This window comes from Acinetobacter legionensis (assembly GCF_057165765.1).
Map to the genome: position 1 here is coordinate 134956 of NZ_CM169896.1, position 16323 is coordinate 151278.

The following is a 16323-nucleotide window of genomic DNA, read 5'->3' on the forward strand; positions in this document are numbered from 1 at the left end:
AAATAATAAATTATTTTGATATTAATTTTTGTAAAAAATGAGATACTTAATAATATGGTTATTATGTTTCAGGTGATTTAAATTAGATTATGAGATTACTGCTAATCATGAAAATCCAGATTCTAGGAAAAATTTTATAAAAATTATCAATAGAAAAAAGTGAGATAGAAAATGGAAAAACAGTTTAGTGTATTAATATTTTTAAGTTTATTTGTTATTACAGGTTGTAGTGCAAAATCAGTTGAAAAGGATGCGGTATTAAAATTAAAAGTTGAACGTTGTGGTTTCGATTATGATATAGAGAATTACTATTGCAAAGCAGATAAATTAGACTTATATAAGAAGAGTGTTGGAAATAAAGTGGATTTTAATAAAAATTATACGATAATTAAAATAAATGATGGAAAATATTATCGACTAGTTGCACTTAATCAGAAGGATTTAAAGGTCTACCCTTTAAATTATCAAATAGGTTATAAGTCTAAATTTGATTATTCGGTGAATAATGATAGCTTGTGTGTTACAGGCGATTTTTATGCATATAGAGATGATTACAGTCATTCAAAGTTGTGTTTTAAGGTGATAAATGGAAGTTTTGTAAAAATAAATATTTCTGAAAATTTACCCAAAAGTACTAAAGAAAGCAATTTAAAAAAGATATTAATTCCTAATGCTTCAAATTACTTCTTGAAGTGTTTAAAAAGCAACTCTGAAAGTAAATGTGAGAAGCTAAGTGATTTGGAAAATCATGTATATAGTTTGAACGATGTGAAAAATATGTCGCCAGAAATTCATACGATCTTAAGCCAGAATAAAATTAATAATTTAAATTTAGATGGAGTTAAATTTATACCAGATATAGGAGATTCACAATTTGTGATTGGTGAAAAATATCATGACACAGATAATGGATCGACGACTTTATTCTATTTGATTAAAATAAAGCCAAAGATAGAAGTTTATAATCTTTAAGAAAGCTATGCTATTGATGGTAAATATAACTTAAGCTATAAAGATTCTGCGGGGAATAATAAAAATATAAAATTAAATTAATCTATAATATTTATAGTTAATTTCTGGATGAAAAGCAGCTTCATAAAGTTGCTTTTTCATTTAAAATATAGAGAAACTTTCGATTTCGATCATATAAAATTTAAACTGAAGGCTTTCTATCTTTAATTGCTATAATGGGTGTCTATGAAAAAATTAATCTTAATATCCTTGCTGTTATTCAGTATGGGTGGTCTTGCATTTGCTCAACCTAACACTTCCTGTAAAAATGATGATGAAAGCCTCATATGTATTAGAAGTAGTTCAAAGGCTGTCACTAATGAAATGAAAAAAGTGATCCTTAATATTGAGGAATCGACTGATAATCTGCAAAAATTTCAAATATCTCAATTGAAGTGGTTAGCTTATAAAAATGCATACTGTAAAGATTTTATGGGTGAAGAAGCAACCAATGCTCAAGGCGATGGTGCAACCATAATAATTGAATCATGTTTGCTCGATATTGATAAAGCAAGACTAGACGAACTTAAACGATTAAATAAAGTTTATTTAGCTCAATAAATGAATTTTATAAGACGTATAAACCAAAGAGGTTAGATGTCTTTTGCCTTTTTATTTATGACTGTTATATCTTTTTAAGGGTTTTGGTAACTGGACTTTAATATTAATTTTGGAGTATAAAATGAAAAAAATATTTATTATATTTCTTGTTGTTTTGAATTCGATTTATATGACTAATTCGCTAGCTAAGCCAAATGATAGTGAGGAATCATGTAATACAAATAACATAGTAGCAAATAATTTTAAAAAGACATTCCCTGTGATGTTGCCTATTTCATCAAAGAGTAAATTAAAAAGAGAAAATACAATTTCCTTCTCTCAATTTTCTAATAGTTTTTTACAAAAACTTTCAGAAAATCATGGTGATTTTGTGCCATTTGGAGGAGCGATAAGATTACCAGATATTTGTAATAAAACGGTTTTTATTGCTTATTTTACTGATGAAGGAGAGGTGGAAAATTATAGTCTTAATGTATTTAAAGATGGTAAGGGACATTCTGTGAATTTTGGAACGGGATCAGAATTCTGGATTGATAAAAAATATAATATTAAGGTTAAAAGCTATGATGGTAAGTTAGCTAAAATAAACTATTATAAAATTTCTGATGATGGCATTATTATGAAAAGTAAAAGTCCTTTCAATTAGTTGTCTAAAATACTAGATATTACTTTTTTTAAAATGAAATTTAATTAATAATTTCAATGAATAGCCATAAGGAAAAAGCATCATATGTTGATGCTTTTGCTATGAGTACAAAAATTATATTAGACTTCTTGCGAAAGTATAAATTGTTTATAATAGCTTTATGAGATATGAAAATTTAACAAAGTTCGATGATATTGAGTTCAAACGTTTAGTCGGAGTGACATGTCCTTTATTTTGTAAAATGGATCTCGTTTTACAAGAGGCTGAGCGTTTTAAGAAAAAAATTTGGCCGTCCTCACAACTTAGCAATTGAAGATCAATTGTTATTAACATTGAAGTACTTATGATCTTATAGTATTCAGCTTGAATTGTCTGCTGAGTTTGCAATAGCTGAAAGCAACGTTAATCGAACCATCCAAAAAATTGAGAACTGGCTTATACAGTCTAGAGTATTTTTATTACCTAAAAGAAATCAATACATTACAGATCATGACTTTGTTATTGTTGAGGTAACAGAATCTGAGATAGAACGTCCTAAACAAAAAAATTAAGTTGTATAATGGTAAAAAGAAAAAATCCAATAGCTAATCAAACAATGACCATATAGCATATAGATTGTTATTTATATAAAGTCAGGCATTTAGTAGAAAATATGTTTTGTAGATTAAAGTAGTTTTGAGAAATAGCCACTTGATATGACAAATTAAAACGGAACTATGAAATTTCTGTTGCATTAGCTTGCATATTTTTATGGCTCCACTTGTAGGTTAAATTATGAACCCTAAATGTCAACAGATCCTAAATATTTCGAAGGAATTCAACTTGTTTAAAAGTATTTACCAAAAGATATTTATTATTATTTTCTTAAGTTTTAGCACTTATGCTGGTGCGGATAATATTAAGCAAAAAGATAAAAATAGTGATGGTTTAGAGATAACGCATTTACCTTATAACTCTCAAGATCATTTGAAATGTTTGGAAAATAACTCTAAAGATAATTGCCAATCAGTAAATTTAATTTCTTCTAGTAAACTTACTCATGCTTATAATTTTATAAATTCTCAGTATGGGCGTGGGGTTGTTCTACCTGAAAGTAGTGATGGGAAGTTGATAGTTATTTCGCCTTTTTCAGATGAAAGCGAAACACTTTTAAATATAAATATTGTTGATAAATTTGGAGTTGTCACAGAAAAAAGTTTATCTGAAAAAACAAAGTTTATTATAGATAAAAACTATAATTTAATTTATATCAAAAATGGAAAAACGATAAAAGAAAAATTATAAAAGTTCTGGGCTTTAATGTAAATTAGGAGCCCAGTTATTCAATGCTATTTACATTTATAGGAAGCCTATATTAAAGATCTTTCATAAATAAAAAAAAGATCATGTGGAGTGAATTATATTGGTATTGAAAGTTCCTTCTCCCTATGGGAGAAGGTTACGATGAGGGTGCTTTTATGTTGATTTATGGTTTTAAAAAGCACTTATGAAAGAAGTCTATTGATGATATTTAGTTTAGGGAAAAACCTTTTTTCTTTATTTTATTTTTGATAGTCGGCTGTTCTTAATAGAAAATGAACACCTTGATTAATGAAAAATAATATAATTTTCAGAATGTTGAGATTATTTTTTAAATTAATAAGCAGCTTTATAAAGCTGCTTATTTAATGGATTTCTATCAATCTTCCAAAATCTCTTCCAACACTTCTTCATTCGGTGCAAAGAAATAAGCACCATCGATAGGTGTTACAAAGTGCAGCAAACGGTCATGAATCCCATCGCCTTGAGTACCAAACATATTGACTAACATACGATCAATACGGGTTAAGTCTTTGGTATAGGCAATAAAAAATAGACCTTGCTCACCTTGACCATCACCATAAGGAAGAGAGTGACGCAGAATTTCTAATTCTTCACCTTCATTATCTTCAATGACAACACGAGCAATATGGGCATTTTCAGGTTTGTGTTCATCGTCCATCTCTATACTTTCTAATTTAGAACGACCAATCACATTTTCCTGTGCATCAACTTTTAAACGTTTCCACTTTTCAAGTTCATGTACATAACGTTGTGCAAAAATAAAAGAACCATCTTCAAAAATACCTGAATCTTCACCTAATAACGCAGTCTCCGCACGATCATCAGGAAATTGAGGGTTTTCTGTACCATCAATAAAACCAGTCAGGTCACGACCATCGAGATAACGGAAACATACACGTTCGTCTAAAACCTCAACTTGATCTTGGATACCATCAAAAAAGGATTGGCTCAGTGCAAAACAAATGTCCGTGCGTGCAGAAGCAATATGAATCAGAACATCAGCAGGAACAACGGGCATTTGAAATGCACCTTGAATCGGTTCTAACTGTTTAAACCCTTCAGGAGTTGTGTGATAAAGTTTTGCCCAAAGTTCAGGACCAAAAGCGATTGAGGTTTTAATCTCAGCTTCGGGGTGTTGAGTGATCAAGCGATCACGTGTACTTAACAACGCATTGAGTTGTTCTTTTAAACCATCAATAGACAGATTTTTTAAATTTAAAACAATGAAACGAGCATGGTTAGAAGGTAAAGGTAGAATTACAGATTGGGCTGTCATATGGTGATGGCTCCTCAATTTTTATTTATCAATCCTCTTATTGTGCATGATCAAGTAACAGCTGAATAGTAAAGTCTTATACTTTTTACCAATTAAATTAATCGAAATGTATCGTTTTAAAACCGCTATAATAGCGTGTTCAAAGTTTTCTATTCTTTTGTTATGTCGTATCAAGTCTGGTTTGCCTATATGTTGGCGTGCTGGGTGATCAGTATTTCACCTGGTGCGGGTGCGATCGCGTCTATGTCGAGCGGTCTTAATTATGGTTTTCGCCGTGGTTATTGGAATGCAATCGGTTTACAACTGGCATTGTTGGTTCAAATTGCGATTGTCGCAGCAGGTGTTGGGGTATTATTTGCAACCACACCATTGGCATTTTTCGTGGTGAAATGGTTTGGGGTTTTATATTTATTGTATTTAGCTTACATACAATGGACAACGAAAACACAGTCGATAGATATCCCGACTGAGCAACCGACAAAATCTATTCCCAAGCTGATCTTATATGGCTTTATTGTCAATATCAGTAATCCAAAAGCCATCGTCTTTTTACTTGCTGTTTTGCCACAATTTCTAGACTTGTCTAAACCACAATGGATTCAATATGTGATTATGGCAGTGACCATGATCACGATTGATTTGATAGTCATGGCTGGTTATACGGGATTGGCAGCCAAAGTGTTAAGACTATTAAAATCACCCAAACAACAAAAATATATGAACCGTACTTTTGCCGTATTGTTTAGTTGTGCCGCTGGCTTATTGAGTTTGGTTCACCAATAAAAATATAGGCGATTAACTGCTTGATATGTTAGAGATTTGATCATATAAATAAGCCATTGTTTCGAGGATGCTTTGAATTATTTAGAATTTTATCTGTATGCCATTAGTGTGATTATCATGATTGCAACGCCTGGTCCAGTCATGATCTTGGTTGCAAGTGCAGGTTTAAAAGGTGGCTACCGACAGTCTTTACTGACCATTATTGGGACAAATTTGGCCTCTTTGGTATTGATCACAGCTTCTATTTTAATTTTAAAGGGCATGTTTAGTGTCAATGAAGCGCTTTTCTTGATCATTAAAGTTTTAGGATGTCTTTATATTGCCTATCTAGGTTATGGAATTCTAAAAGAGGTATTATCTCAGCAGGAGCATCAACTCAATACAATGTTGTCGCCTGTAGATGGTGGTCTTAGCAAAGGTTTTTTAGTGGGTATCTCAAATCCTAAAGATATCATTTTCTTTTCATCATTTTTTCCGCAGTTTATTCATATTCATGCTGATATAAATACCAGTCTGGTTATCTTAGTCGTGACATGGATTATTTTAGATTTTCTCACGTTATCTTTGGTCTATCTGTCGTTTAATAAACTTTCTAAAAGTCAAATTTATCCAAAAATATTAGGGCTTTGTGGATTAATTCTGATTGTCATTGCTGTATATGGGTTATATGTTTCGTTAAAAAGCATGGTTTAAATATTGATTGGGGCCTAAAGATGGAATTGATCCATCAAGGGATCTTTCTTACTTTCATTACACAGAAAATCACCGCAAATAGCAAAGACATGGTTAATACGATGCTTAGCCCTGTAGAGATGTTCAACGCAGCACTTGACCATAACCCCACAGTCACACCAATTTGAGCAATCACAAATGCCCCTATCACCATTTGTTTCGGTGAATGCGAAATAAGACGTGAAGCCAGTGCGGGGATGACCAATAACGCCCCCATCAATAATGAACCAACGGCACGTAAAGCGAGTACGGTGAATAAAGCCAATAACAACATAAAAATTAAGCGCTGCCATTTGGCGTTTACGCCTTCACTTACTGCAATATCAGGATCAATCGCAATTTGAATTTGTGCTTGCCAGTAACGGTAGAGGACAGCTAAAGCAACAATAATCACAGTTGCAAAAATGGGTAGATCTGACCACTCAATTGTTAACAAATCGCCAAATAAATAACTTAATAATTCAGGACGTAATGCGGGTAAATGTTGAATTAACAATAGACCTGAACAGAGTAAGGTCGCGGCACATAATGCAAGTAAGGCGTCATTGGGTAAACGAGGGTCATGTAAAACCCAAAGTACAGCCACCAAGAGAATTGCGGTAAAGCTAACACCGACCCAAAGAGGTAAACTCAAAACAGCAGCTAAAGCGACACCCAGCAGGGTACCATGTGCCATGGTGTCAGCAAAAAAAGACATTCTGCGCCATAGCATTAAACAACCTAGCGGAGCGGTTAGAAACACTAAAAGTGTTCCCATAATCCATGCAGGTAACAGTAATTCTAACCATTCCATCATGGTTTAAGCTTCCGGTTCTGGGTGAATGTGTGGATGTGGGCCATGTTCACAAGTTTTGGCCGAGTCACCATGCGCACAATGATCATGATGGTGTTGGTAAAAAGCATGGTATTTTCCAAAAGTATCGCCAAACAAAGCTTGATACTCTGGATGTTGTTGAATACTGTCAGGTAAACCACTACAGCAAATGTGTTTATTTAAACAGACAACTCGCTGAGTGCCTTGCATGACCCACTGTAAATCATGAGACACGATTAAAATGGCACAACCATAACGTTGTGGCAGGCTACGCACATATTCATACAGTTCAGCTTCAGACTGGATATCTAAACCTTGCATAGGTTCATCTAAAACCAAAATATCGGGTTGGCGTAATAAAGCACGGGCCAATAAAACCCGCTGACGTTCACCACCTGAAAGTTGTTGTACTTTGGCATACTCTAATTTGGCAATACCAGTATCTCGTATGATTTCAGCTTTAATGGCCTTATCACATTTCTCAAGATCAAGTAGATCTTTAACTCTTAAAGGTAAGCTATGAGAGGGATTAAATTTTTGTGGTACATACGCCAGTTTAATTTTTTTTTGGCTGATAATTTTGCCCGTATTGGGTTTTAAAATACCCAATAATACTTTGATCAGGGTTGATTTGCCTGCGCCATTGGGACCAATAAGCGTGACAATTTCTTTTTCTTGTAATGAAAAATCTATATTTTTTAGAATGTCACGATCATCAATTCGGACATTAATCTGTTGCAGTTGAACGAGAGGGGAGTTTAGGCTTTGTTCGAGCACTGCTGACATATTCCTGAAATCTCAATAATACTGTGATGTGCATTGAAGTGATCTGACTTTGCTAAATGATCTAATTCTTGAATCAAACCTTTTGCTGAAGCTTCTTTCACTGTATGACATTCAGTGCAAATTAAAAATGCGGCTTGATGTCCTTCACGTGGGTGACAACAAGGGATATAAGCATTAATAGAAGTTAAACGGTGAATAAAACCTTTTTCTAAAAGAAAATCTAAGGTTCTATACACAGTAGGTGGCGCAGCTGGACGTTCTGCAGCACCTTTCATCTTGGCTAGCAGATCATAAGCACCTACAGGACCTGAGGCATTCAAAATTAATTCAAGTACTTCTTTACGTAAGGGGGTAAGGCGGGCACCTGAGGTTGCACAAAGGTTTTCTGCTTCTGATAAACGAGCTTCTACATTGAGATGATCGTGTACACCATGCAAAGTATCATGCTGTTCGTGTGAACATACGCTCATATCAGACCTCAAAACTTGTTATTTGAATGGAAGAGAATCGCAAATATTAACATGAAGCTCTATCAACTTACGAATAGCGTAGGTATTTTTTAACTTCTGTTATACTATAACATAAATTTTTTTTGGTAATACACTCCCATGAATCGCATTATTGCCTTTTGCTTATGTGCATTATTAACTAGTGTTACTTGGGCTCAAGCGCCTTTAGTGGTATCAACTCACCCTATTTATTTGATTGCAAAAGAAATAACAGAAGGCGTGGAAGAGCCAGTTTTACTTTTGAGAAATCAAACAGGGCATGATGTGCAACTTACACCAGATAATCGTAAAACGATTATGGATGCTTCATTGGTGATTTGGCTGGGAAAAGAACATGAAGCGCCTTTGGAAAAGGTGTTGGGAGAAAATGCTAAGGCCATTTCAATACTCAATTCAGGCATTATCCAAGCGCTTCCATTAAGAAGTCCAAAAGGTATTGCACTTAAAGATACCATTGATACACATGTCTGGTTAGACCCTAACAATGCCGTACGTATTGGATTCTTTATTGCAGCCTTACGTTCACAACAACATCCTGAAAACAAAGTAGCATACTGGAATAACGCTAAGAAGTTTGCCAGTGAAATGCTGCGAGTCTCACAGAAAAGTATCAGTGCGGGTACAGCACGTCCATATTGGGCTTATCATGATGCTTACCAATATTTAGAGCGTTCATTAAACTTGAAATTTGCAGGGGCGATGACAGATGATCCACATGTTGCACCAACTGTAACCCAAATTAAGTTTTTAAATGACACGCGACCTTACAAAAAAATGTGTTTACTTGCAGAAGGCAGTGCAAGCCCGAGTCAGTACCGAAAATTGGGTGAAATTTCATTTCAAGCGGTAGACGAAACTTTGGCTAAACAACAAGATTTTGTGGTTGCATGGCAGACTTTGGCTCAACAAACACAAGCTTGCGTACTTAATGCACGGAAATGATGCAAAAAATAATCAACAATTGTTCATATGCAAAGCAACCTGTATATCGAAAAAAACACGACTAAGGTCGGGAAAAGATTGCATGTTCAGGGGTGTAACTCTATAATGCCTGCGATTAAAAACGATCATCAGCTAAACTTGTCAAGCATTTATGCTGTGAGTGGATAAAAAATGAGCCAAACTAGTCGCTTGATTGACCGACGATTAGCAAAAGCTTTGGTCTATTTGCAAGCGTTTATGATTCCTGTTTCAGCCTTGGTAGCGTGGGTCTTGAAAGACTCAACTGCGGCTCTGAGTGCAGCGTTAGGTGCACTGATATGTTGGCTTGCCAGTTGTTATTTTTCTTGGCAGTCGTTTCGAGCAGCAGGGGCACGTGCTTCAAAACAAGTTCTTTCGAACATGTATAGAGGCTTAATGGGCAAATTTGCAATTGTGATCGTTGGTTTCATTTTAATTTTATGCAATGTCAAACCGTTATCTCCGGTGGCATTGTTTTGTGGTTTTATTCTCGTTCAAGCGATGTCGTGGATTGCTCCTTTTTGGGTAGCACGACAACAAAAACGAGTATAAGCGCAGCAGAAATTGAAAATTTTTTTGGGGATTAACGAGATATCATGCAGCACGCGATATTCGTTAACTCTATTTATTATTTGACATTGACCAGGTGTGATTTATGGCTGCTGAAGAACATGCCCTGACTTCGACCGAGTATATCAAGCATCACTTGACCAATATGACCTATGGCAAAATGCCAGATGGTACTTGGAAATTGGCTGAAAGTGGTGCAGAAGCTCAACAGATGGGGTTCACTGCTATTCACTTGGATTCAATGGGTTGGTCAATTGGCCTTGGTGTGATTTTCTGTTTGATATTCTGGTGTGTAGCGAAAGCTGCAAACTCTGGTGTTCCTACCAAGTTCCAGTCTGCAATCGAAATGATTATCGAGTTTGTTGACTCAAGTGTTCGTGATACGTTTCATGGTAAATCACGTTTAATTGCACCTTTAGCCCTCACAATTTTTGTGTGGATTTTCTTGATGAATGCGATGGATTTACTTCCAGTAGATTTCATTCCGCATCTTGCAGGAATTATTGGTTCAAACGTATTTGGTATGGATCCTCACCACGTTTACTTTAAGATTGTTCCATCTACAGACCCTAACATTACCCTTGGTATGTCTTTGTCTGTATTTGCACTGATCTTGTTCTATAGTATTCGTGAAAAAGGCATCGGCGGTTTCGTTGGTGAATTGGCACTTAACCCATTTAATCCAAGTAACCCAGTTGCAAAAGCGTTATTGATTCCAGTGAACTTAATTCTAGAATTAGTAACATTCCTTGCACGTCCAATTTCATTGGCGCTCCGACTATTCGGTAACATGTATGCGGGTGAGTTAATCTTCATTCTTATCGCGTTGTTACCTTTCTGGATCCAGTGGGCGTTGTCTGTGCCTTGGGCTATCTTCCACATTCTTGTTATTACATTGCAAGCCTTCATTTTCATGATGCTAACAATCGTATACTTGAGCATGGCAAGCGAAAAACATTAATGGTATTGCCTAACTGTCATCCGGTGGTTAGGTATAATTTTTTTACTTTAATTTGGTATAAACCTAACCTCTGAGGAATTATCATGGAACTCACTTTAGGTCTAGTTGCAATTGCATCTGCTATCTTGATCGCTTTTGGTGCTTTAGGTACTGCGATTGGTTTTGGTCTTTTAGGCGGCCGTTTCCTTGAAGCTGTTGCTCGTCAACCAGAATTGGCTCCACAACTTCAAACTCGTATGTTCTTAATCGCAGGTCTTCTTGATGCTGTGCCTATGATCGGTGTTGGTATTGGCTTGTTCTTCATCTTCGCTAATCCATTTGTAGGTTAATCAGCTTAATTCCGAAATTCACTATTTGAGGAATTTGCAATGAATATCAACCTCACATTGTTTGGCCAAGCGATTGCATTTGCGATATTTGTCGCATTCTGCATGAAGTTTGTATGGCCACCACTAATCAATGCGATTAGTGAGCGTCAGCGTAAAATCGCTGATGGCTTAAATGCTGCAGAGAAAGCGAAAGCTGATCTTGCTGATGCACAAGCACAAGTTAAGCAAGAAATTGATGCGGCGAAAGCACAAGCGGCTCAATTGATCGAACAAGCGAACCGTCGTGCGGCACAATTGGTCGAAGAAGCGCGTACTCAAGCATCTGCTGAAGGTGAGCGTATTCGTCAACAAGCGAAAGATGCTGTTGACCAAGACATCAATTCTGCTCGTGAAGAATTACGTCAACAAGTTGCTGCTCTTGCAGTTGCTGGTGCAGAGAAAATTCTGAACCAACAAGTTGACGCAGAAGCTCATAATGCCATGCTGAATCAGCTGGCTGCTAAACTTTAAGAGAGGCGAATATGGCTGAATTCTTGACGTTGGCACGCCCATACGCTAAAGCAGCATTTGCTTATGCATCTGAGCAAAATGCAACTGACGCTTGGTCAAATGCATTACAACTGCTCAGTGCTGCGGTGCAAGATGAAGCATTCTCCGCTTATTTAAATCGCCCTGAGTTGACACCTGCTGAGCAGGTTGATCTTTTTGCGAAAGTTTTAGGTAATGAACAAACTGCGGCTGTGTCAAACTTTTTGACACTTCTTGCAGACAATGGCCGTTTGGCATTGTTACCTGAAATTGACACAGAATTTGAGCAACTCAAATCGCAAAATAACAACACTGTAGATGTTGTGATTGAATCCGCTTTTCCATTGGATTCAGTACAAGAACAGAAGTTGGCTCATGCGTTAGAAAAACGCTTGAACAGCGCTGTGAAAGTTACAGTTGAAGTAAATCCAGCATTGATTGCTGGTGTTGTTATTCGTGCAGGCGACCAAGTGATAGATGATTCTGCGCTTAGCAAGCTTGAAAAAATGCGGACTCGTCTTCTAGCGTAATTGTTAAAAATAACTACGTCTAAAGAAGACTGAACTTTAAAAAGATTGAGGTATAGCGCAATGCAACAACTGAATCCATCCGAGATCAGTGCGCTCATTAAACAGCGTATCGGCGATCTGGACACCAGCGCGACCGCTAAGAACGAAGGGACCATTGTTATGGTTTCCGACGGTATTGTGCGTATTCACGGCCTTGCTGATGCAATGTACGGTGAAATGATCGAATTCGACGGCGGCTTATTTGGTATGGCACTGAACCTAGAACAGGATTCAGTGGGTGCCGTTGTCTTAGGTAACTACTTAAGCCTTCAAGAAGGTCAAAAAGCTCGTTGCACAGGTCGTGTATTAGAAGTTCCGGTTGGTCCAGAACTTTTAGGCCGTGTAGTAGATGCTTTGGGTAACCCGATTGATGGTAAAGGCCCTATTGATGCAAAACTTACTGATGCTGTTGAAAAAGTAGCACCAGGTGTAATTTGGCGTCAATCAGTGGATCAACCTGTACAAACTGGTTATAAATCAGTAGATACAATGATCCCTGTTGGTCGTGGTCAGCGTGAGTTGATCATTGGTGACCGTCAAACTGGCAAAACAGCGATGGCGATCGATGCGATCATTGCTCAAAAACAATCAGGCATTAAGTGTGTATACGTTGCGATTGGTCAAAAACAATCAACAATTGCAAACGTAGTACGTAAGCTTGAAGAAACTGGCGCTATGGCGTACACAACTGTTGTAGCAGCTGCTGCAGCTGATCCTGCAGCAATGCAGTATCTTGCTCCATATGCTGGTTGTACAATGGGCGAGTACTTCCGTGACCGCGGTGAAGACGCACTTATCATTTATGATGACTTGTCTAAACAAGCTGTTGCTTACCGTCAAATTTCATTGCTTCTTCGTCGTCCACCAGGTCGTGAAGCTTATCCAGGTGATGTGTTCTATCTTCATTCACGTCTACTTGAACGTGCTTCTCGTGTATCTGCTGACTATGTTGAGAAATTCACTAATGGTGAAGTTAAAGGCCAAACTGGCTCATTAACTGCATTGCCAATTATTGAAACTCAAGCGGGTGACGTATCTGCATTCGTACCGACAAACGTAATTTCGATTACTGATGGTCAGATCTTCTTAGAAACATCATTATTCAACGCAGGTATTCGTCCTGCTGTGAACGCGGGTATCTCTGTATCGCGTGTTGGTGGTTCTGCTCAAACGAAGATCATCAAAAAATTGTCTGGTGGTATCCGTACTGCTTTGGCGCAATACCGTGAATTGGCAGCATTTGCTCAGTTCGCTTCTGACCTTGATGAAGCAACTCGTAAGCAACTTGAGCATGGTCAACGTGTAACTGAATTAATGAAGCAAAAACAATATGCTCCATATTCAATTGCTGACCAAGCTGTTTCAATTTATGCATCTAACGAAGGCTACATGGCTGACGTTGAAGTGAAGAAAATCGTAGACTTTGATACTGCGTTAATTTCTTACTTCCGTTCAGAACATGCTGCGTTAATGCAAAACATCGATGAAACTGGTAACTACGACAAAGACATCGAAGCTGCAATCAAAGCAGGTATTGAAAGCTTTAAAGCGACTCAAACTTACTAATTTCAATGTATGTTGTTGTTAGTTATGGTTTGGTTCACGGATCAACCTTCGGAAGCTCGAAAGGGCTTTCGAATACTAGGTTAAGCGTATGGCAAATTTAAAAGAAATTCGCGCCAAAGTAGCTAGTATCAAGAGCACGCAAAAGATTACTCGCGCGATGCAAATGGTAGCAGCTTCTAAGATGCGTCGTGCGCAAGAGCGCATGGCTCAGGGCCGTCCGTATGCCGAAAATATGCACCGTGTAATTGCTCATTTGGTCCAAGCGAATCCTGAATACAAACATCGCTATATGGTTGAACGCCCTGTAAAACGCGTTGGCTATATCATTGTTTCTTCAGATCGTGGTCTTGCTGGTGGTTTGAACATTAACTTGTTCAAAAAAGTGGTAAAACACGTACAACAGCAACAAGAGCAGTCAATTGAAGTTCAATTTGCTTTAATTGGTCAAAAAGCGGTTTCGTTTTTTAAAAACTACGGCGGTAAAGTACTTGGCGCAACTACGCAAGTAGGTGATGCTCCAAGTCTTGAACAGTTAACTGGTTCTGTACAGGTGATGTTAGATGCATTTGATAAAGGCGAGTTAGATCGTATTTATCTTGTGTCAAACGGCTTTGTCAATGCCATGACTCAAAACCAAAAAATCGAACAACTTGTTCCTTTAGCTGCGGCTGATACGGACGAGGATCTTAACCGCCAATATGGTTGGGATTATCTATATGAACCAGAAGCTGAAGAGCTTTTAAATGGTTTATTGGTTCGTTACATTGAGTCTATGGTTTATCAAGGTGTGATTGAAAACATCGCATGTGAGCAGTCTGCTCGTATGGTTGCAATGAAAGCTGCAACTGACAACGCAGGTGATCTTATCAAGAGCCTACAACTCATTTATAACAAGCTGCGTCAAGCCGCGATTACTCAGGAAATTTCTGAGATCGTTGGTGGTGCCGCTGCCGTTTAACATTATTTTGAATTGAGGAGACAGCAATGAGTAGCGGTCGTATCATTCAGATCATCGGCGCGGTTATCGACGTCGAGTTTGAACGCAATAGCGTTCCTAAGATCTATGACGCTCTCCAAGTTGACGGTACTGAAACTACTTTAGAAGTTCAGCAACAACTTGGTGATGGTGTAGTTCGTACCATCGCAATGGGATCTACAGAAGGTCTTAAACGTGGTCTAAACGTATCTAATACTGGTGCACCTATTTCTGTACCTGTAGGTACTGCATGTTTAGGTCGTATCATGGACGTTCTTGGTCGCCCAATCGACGAAGCTGGTCCAGTTGCGACTGAAGCGCGTTTGCCGATTCACCGTCAAGCACCTTCTTATGCTGAACAAGCTGCTTCTACTGACCTTTTAGAAACTGGTATTAAAGTCATTGACTTACTTTGCCCGTTTGCTAAAGGTGGTAAAGTTGGTTTATTCGGTGGTGCCGGTGTTGGTAAAACTGTAAACATGATGGAATTGATCAACAACATCGCGAAAGCTCACTCAGGTTTATCTGTGTTTGCTGGTGTTGGTGAGCGTACTCGTGAAGGTAATGACTTTTACCACGAGATGAAAGATTCTAACGTTCTTGACAAAGTAGCAATGGTCTACGGTCAGATGAATGAGCCACCAGGTAACCGTTTACGCGTAGCGTTAACTGGTTTGACCATGGCTGAATACTTCCGTGATGAGAAAGATGAAAACGGTAAAGGCCGTGACGTATTGTTGTTCGTTGACAACATTTACCGTTACACATTGGCTGGTACTGAAGTATCTGCTCTTTTAGGTCGTATGCCATCTGCAGTAGGTTACCAACCGACGCTTGCAGAAGAGATGGGTGTTCTTCAAGAACGTATTACATCGACTAAGTCTGGTTCGATTACATCTATCCAAGCGGTATATGTACCTGCCGATGACTTAACAGATCCATCGCCTGCAACTACATTTGCTCACTTAGATGCAACTGTAGTATTGAGCCGTGACATCGCATCTTCTGGTATTTACCCAGCGATCGATCCACTTGACTCTACTTCACGTCAGTTAGATCCACTTGTTGTTGGTGCTGAGCATTATGAAATTGCACGTTCTGTACAGAACGTATTGCAACGTTATAAAGAGCTTAAAGACATCATCGCAATCTTGGGTATGGACGAGTTAGCAGAAGAAGATAAGTTGATTGTTTACCGTGCGCGTAAAATCCAACGTTTCTTCTCTCAACCGTTCCACGTAGCTGAAGTGTTTACTGGTGCTCCTGGTAAACTTGTACCACTTAAAGAAACAATTCGTGGCTTTAAAGGTCTTCTAGCTGGTGAATACGATCACATCCCAGAACAAGCGTTCTATATGGTTGGTGGTATTGACGAAGTGATCGCTAAAGCCGAGAAGCTTTAATTAGCAACTCTAATTTAGGA

At 37.6% G+C, this 16323-nt stretch carries 19 protein-coding genes and 2 pseudogenes; 17 read left to right on the top strand and 4 right to left on the bottom strand.

Annotation, left to right across the window (positions count from 1 at the left end; all coding sequences use genetic code 11):
* The first annotated feature begins 171 nt into the window (after positions 1–171).
* From AC2G3J_RS00625 to AC2G3J_RS00650, 6 genes and pseudogenes are all read left to right on the top strand, one after another.
* A complete protein-coding gene (locus tag AC2G3J_RS00625; protein WP_483770534.1) occupies positions 172–972 on the top strand; it encodes a hypothetical protein in 801 nt (266 codons plus the stop codon).
* A gap of 225 nt (positions 973–1197) precedes the next feature.
* On the top strand, positions 1198–1572 hold the full coding sequence (locus AC2G3J_RS00630; RefSeq protein ID WP_336953765.1) for a lysozyme inhibitor LprI family protein: 375 nt from the start codon (positions 1198–1200) through the stop codon (positions 1570–1572).
* A 121-nt stretch (positions 1573–1693) separates the two neighbouring features.
* The gene (locus AC2G3J_RS00635; protein WP_336953764.1) at positions 1694–2218 is read left to right on the top strand and encodes a hypothetical protein; all 525 of its coding nucleotides are present in this window, start codon (positions 1694–1696) and stop codon (positions 2216–2218) included.
* 160 nt (positions 2219–2378) lie between these two features.
* Positions 2379–2794 (top strand): annotated as a pseudogene (locus tag AC2G3J_RS00640) (transposase family protein); the annotation flags it as partial.
* Positions 2795–2825: 31 nt separating this feature from the next.
* Positions 2826–2984 (top strand): annotated as a pseudogene (locus AC2G3J_RS00645) (IS5/IS1182 family transposase); the annotation flags it as partial.
* Positions 2985–3040: 56 nt separating this feature from the next.
* Entirely contained in the window at positions 3041–3502 is a 462-nt protein-coding gene (locus AC2G3J_RS00650) for a hypothetical protein (protein ID WP_483770535.1), read from the top strand.
* Between the two features lie 394 nt (positions 3503–3896).
* Here AC2G3J_RS00650 and AC2G3J_RS00655 read toward each other — a convergent pair whose 3' ends face one another.
* Positions 3897–4817: a Dyp-type peroxidase gene (locus AC2G3J_RS00655; protein ID WP_483770536.1), complete on the bottom strand. Its 921-nt coding sequence runs from the start codon at positions 4815–4817 to the stop codon at positions 3897–3899.
* 162 nt (positions 4818–4979) lie between these two features.
* On the opposite strand from AC2G3J_RS00655, the gene AC2G3J_RS00660 reads away from it, so the two are divergent.
* Positions 4980–5600 carry a LysE family transporter gene (locus tag AC2G3J_RS00660; protein WP_004823696.1) on the top strand — a complete coding sequence of 207 codons (621 nt, stop codon included), beginning with the start codon at positions 4980–4982 and terminating at the stop codon, positions 5598–5600.
* Between the two features lie 72 nt (positions 5601–5672).
* A complete protein-coding gene (locus AC2G3J_RS00665) occupies positions 5673–6293 on the top strand; it encodes a LysE family translocator (RefSeq protein WP_336953761.1) in 621 nt (206 codons plus the stop codon).
* Positions 6294–6327: 34 nt separating this feature from the next.
* Here AC2G3J_RS00665 and znuB read toward each other — a convergent pair whose 3' ends face one another.
* Genes znuB through AC2G3J_RS00680 form a run of 3 tightly spaced genes read right to left on the bottom strand, consistent with a single transcriptional unit; the run spans position 6328 to position 8402 of the window.
* Positions 6328–7128, bottom strand: a complete 801-nt coding sequence (gene znuB, locus AC2G3J_RS00670; RefSeq protein ID WP_419328311.1) for a zinc ABC transporter permease subunit ZnuB — start codon at positions 7126–7128, stop codon at positions 6328–6330.
* A gap of 3 nt (positions 7129–7131) precedes the next feature.
* Positions 7132–7932, bottom strand: a complete 801-nt coding sequence (gene znuC, locus AC2G3J_RS00675; RefSeq protein WP_419328310.1) for a zinc ABC transporter ATP-binding protein ZnuC — start codon at positions 7930–7932, stop codon at positions 7132–7134.
* Complete coding sequence (locus tag AC2G3J_RS00680; RefSeq protein ID WP_483770537.1) at positions 7905–8402, bottom strand: transcriptional repressor; 498 nt, start codon at positions 8400–8402, stop codon at positions 7905–7907. The genes znuC and AC2G3J_RS00680 overlap by 28 nt, the downstream gene beginning before the upstream one ends.
* Before the next feature lie 138 nt (positions 8403–8540).
* Between AC2G3J_RS00680 and AC2G3J_RS00685 the strand changes: the two genes are divergently transcribed.
* The 9 genes from AC2G3J_RS00685 to atpD all read left to right on the top strand — a co-directional run bounded on the left by AC2G3J_RS00685 (position 8541) and on the right by atpD (position 16303).
* Positions 8541–9383: a metal ABC transporter solute-binding protein, Zn/Mn family gene (locus tag AC2G3J_RS00685; RefSeq protein WP_336953757.1), complete on the top strand. Its 843-nt coding sequence runs from the start codon at positions 8541–8543 to the stop codon at positions 9381–9383.
* 171 nt (positions 9384–9554) lie between these two features.
* The gene (locus AC2G3J_RS00690) at positions 9555–9953 is read left to right on the top strand and encodes an ATP synthase subunit I (protein ID WP_004723429.1); all 399 of its coding nucleotides are present in this window, start codon (positions 9555–9557) and stop codon (positions 9951–9953) included.
* A gap of 103 nt (positions 9954–10056) precedes the next feature.
* Positions 10057–10932, top strand: coding sequence for a F0F1 ATP synthase subunit A (atpB, locus tag AC2G3J_RS00695; protein WP_336953756.1), 876 nt, complete (start codon positions 10057–10059; stop codon positions 10930–10932).
* Positions 10933–11015: 83 nt separating this feature from the next.
* On the top strand, positions 11016–11261 hold the full coding sequence (atpE, locus tag AC2G3J_RS00700; protein ID WP_000424060.1) for a F0F1 ATP synthase subunit C: 246 nt from the start codon (positions 11016–11018) through the stop codon (positions 11259–11261).
* Positions 11262–11300: 39 nt separating this feature from the next.
* A complete protein-coding gene (locus AC2G3J_RS00705) occupies positions 11301–11771 on the top strand; it encodes a F0F1 ATP synthase subunit B (RefSeq protein ID WP_004723424.1) in 471 nt (156 codons plus the stop codon).
* Positions 11772–11782: 11 nt separating this feature from the next.
* Positions 11783–12319, top strand: a complete 537-nt coding sequence (locus AC2G3J_RS00710) for a F0F1 ATP synthase subunit delta (RefSeq protein ID WP_004823704.1) — start codon at positions 11783–11785, stop codon at positions 12317–12319.
* Positions 12320–12379: 60 nt separating this feature from the next.
* On the top strand, positions 12380–13924 hold the full coding sequence (atpA, locus tag AC2G3J_RS00715) for a F0F1 ATP synthase subunit alpha (RefSeq protein WP_004723422.1): 1545 nt from the start codon (positions 12380–12382) through the stop codon (positions 13922–13924).
* Between the two features lie 88 nt (positions 13925–14012).
* Positions 14013–14882, top strand: a complete 870-nt coding sequence (gene atpG, locus AC2G3J_RS00720) for a F0F1 ATP synthase subunit gamma (protein WP_004723421.1) — start codon at positions 14013–14015, stop codon at positions 14880–14882.
* Between the two features lie 26 nt (positions 14883–14908).
* Positions 14909–16303: a F0F1 ATP synthase subunit beta gene (gene atpD, locus AC2G3J_RS00725; protein WP_004723420.1), complete on the top strand. Its 1395-nt coding sequence runs from the start codon at positions 14909–14911 to the stop codon at positions 16301–16303.
* Positions 16304–16323: the final 20 nt, after the last annotated feature.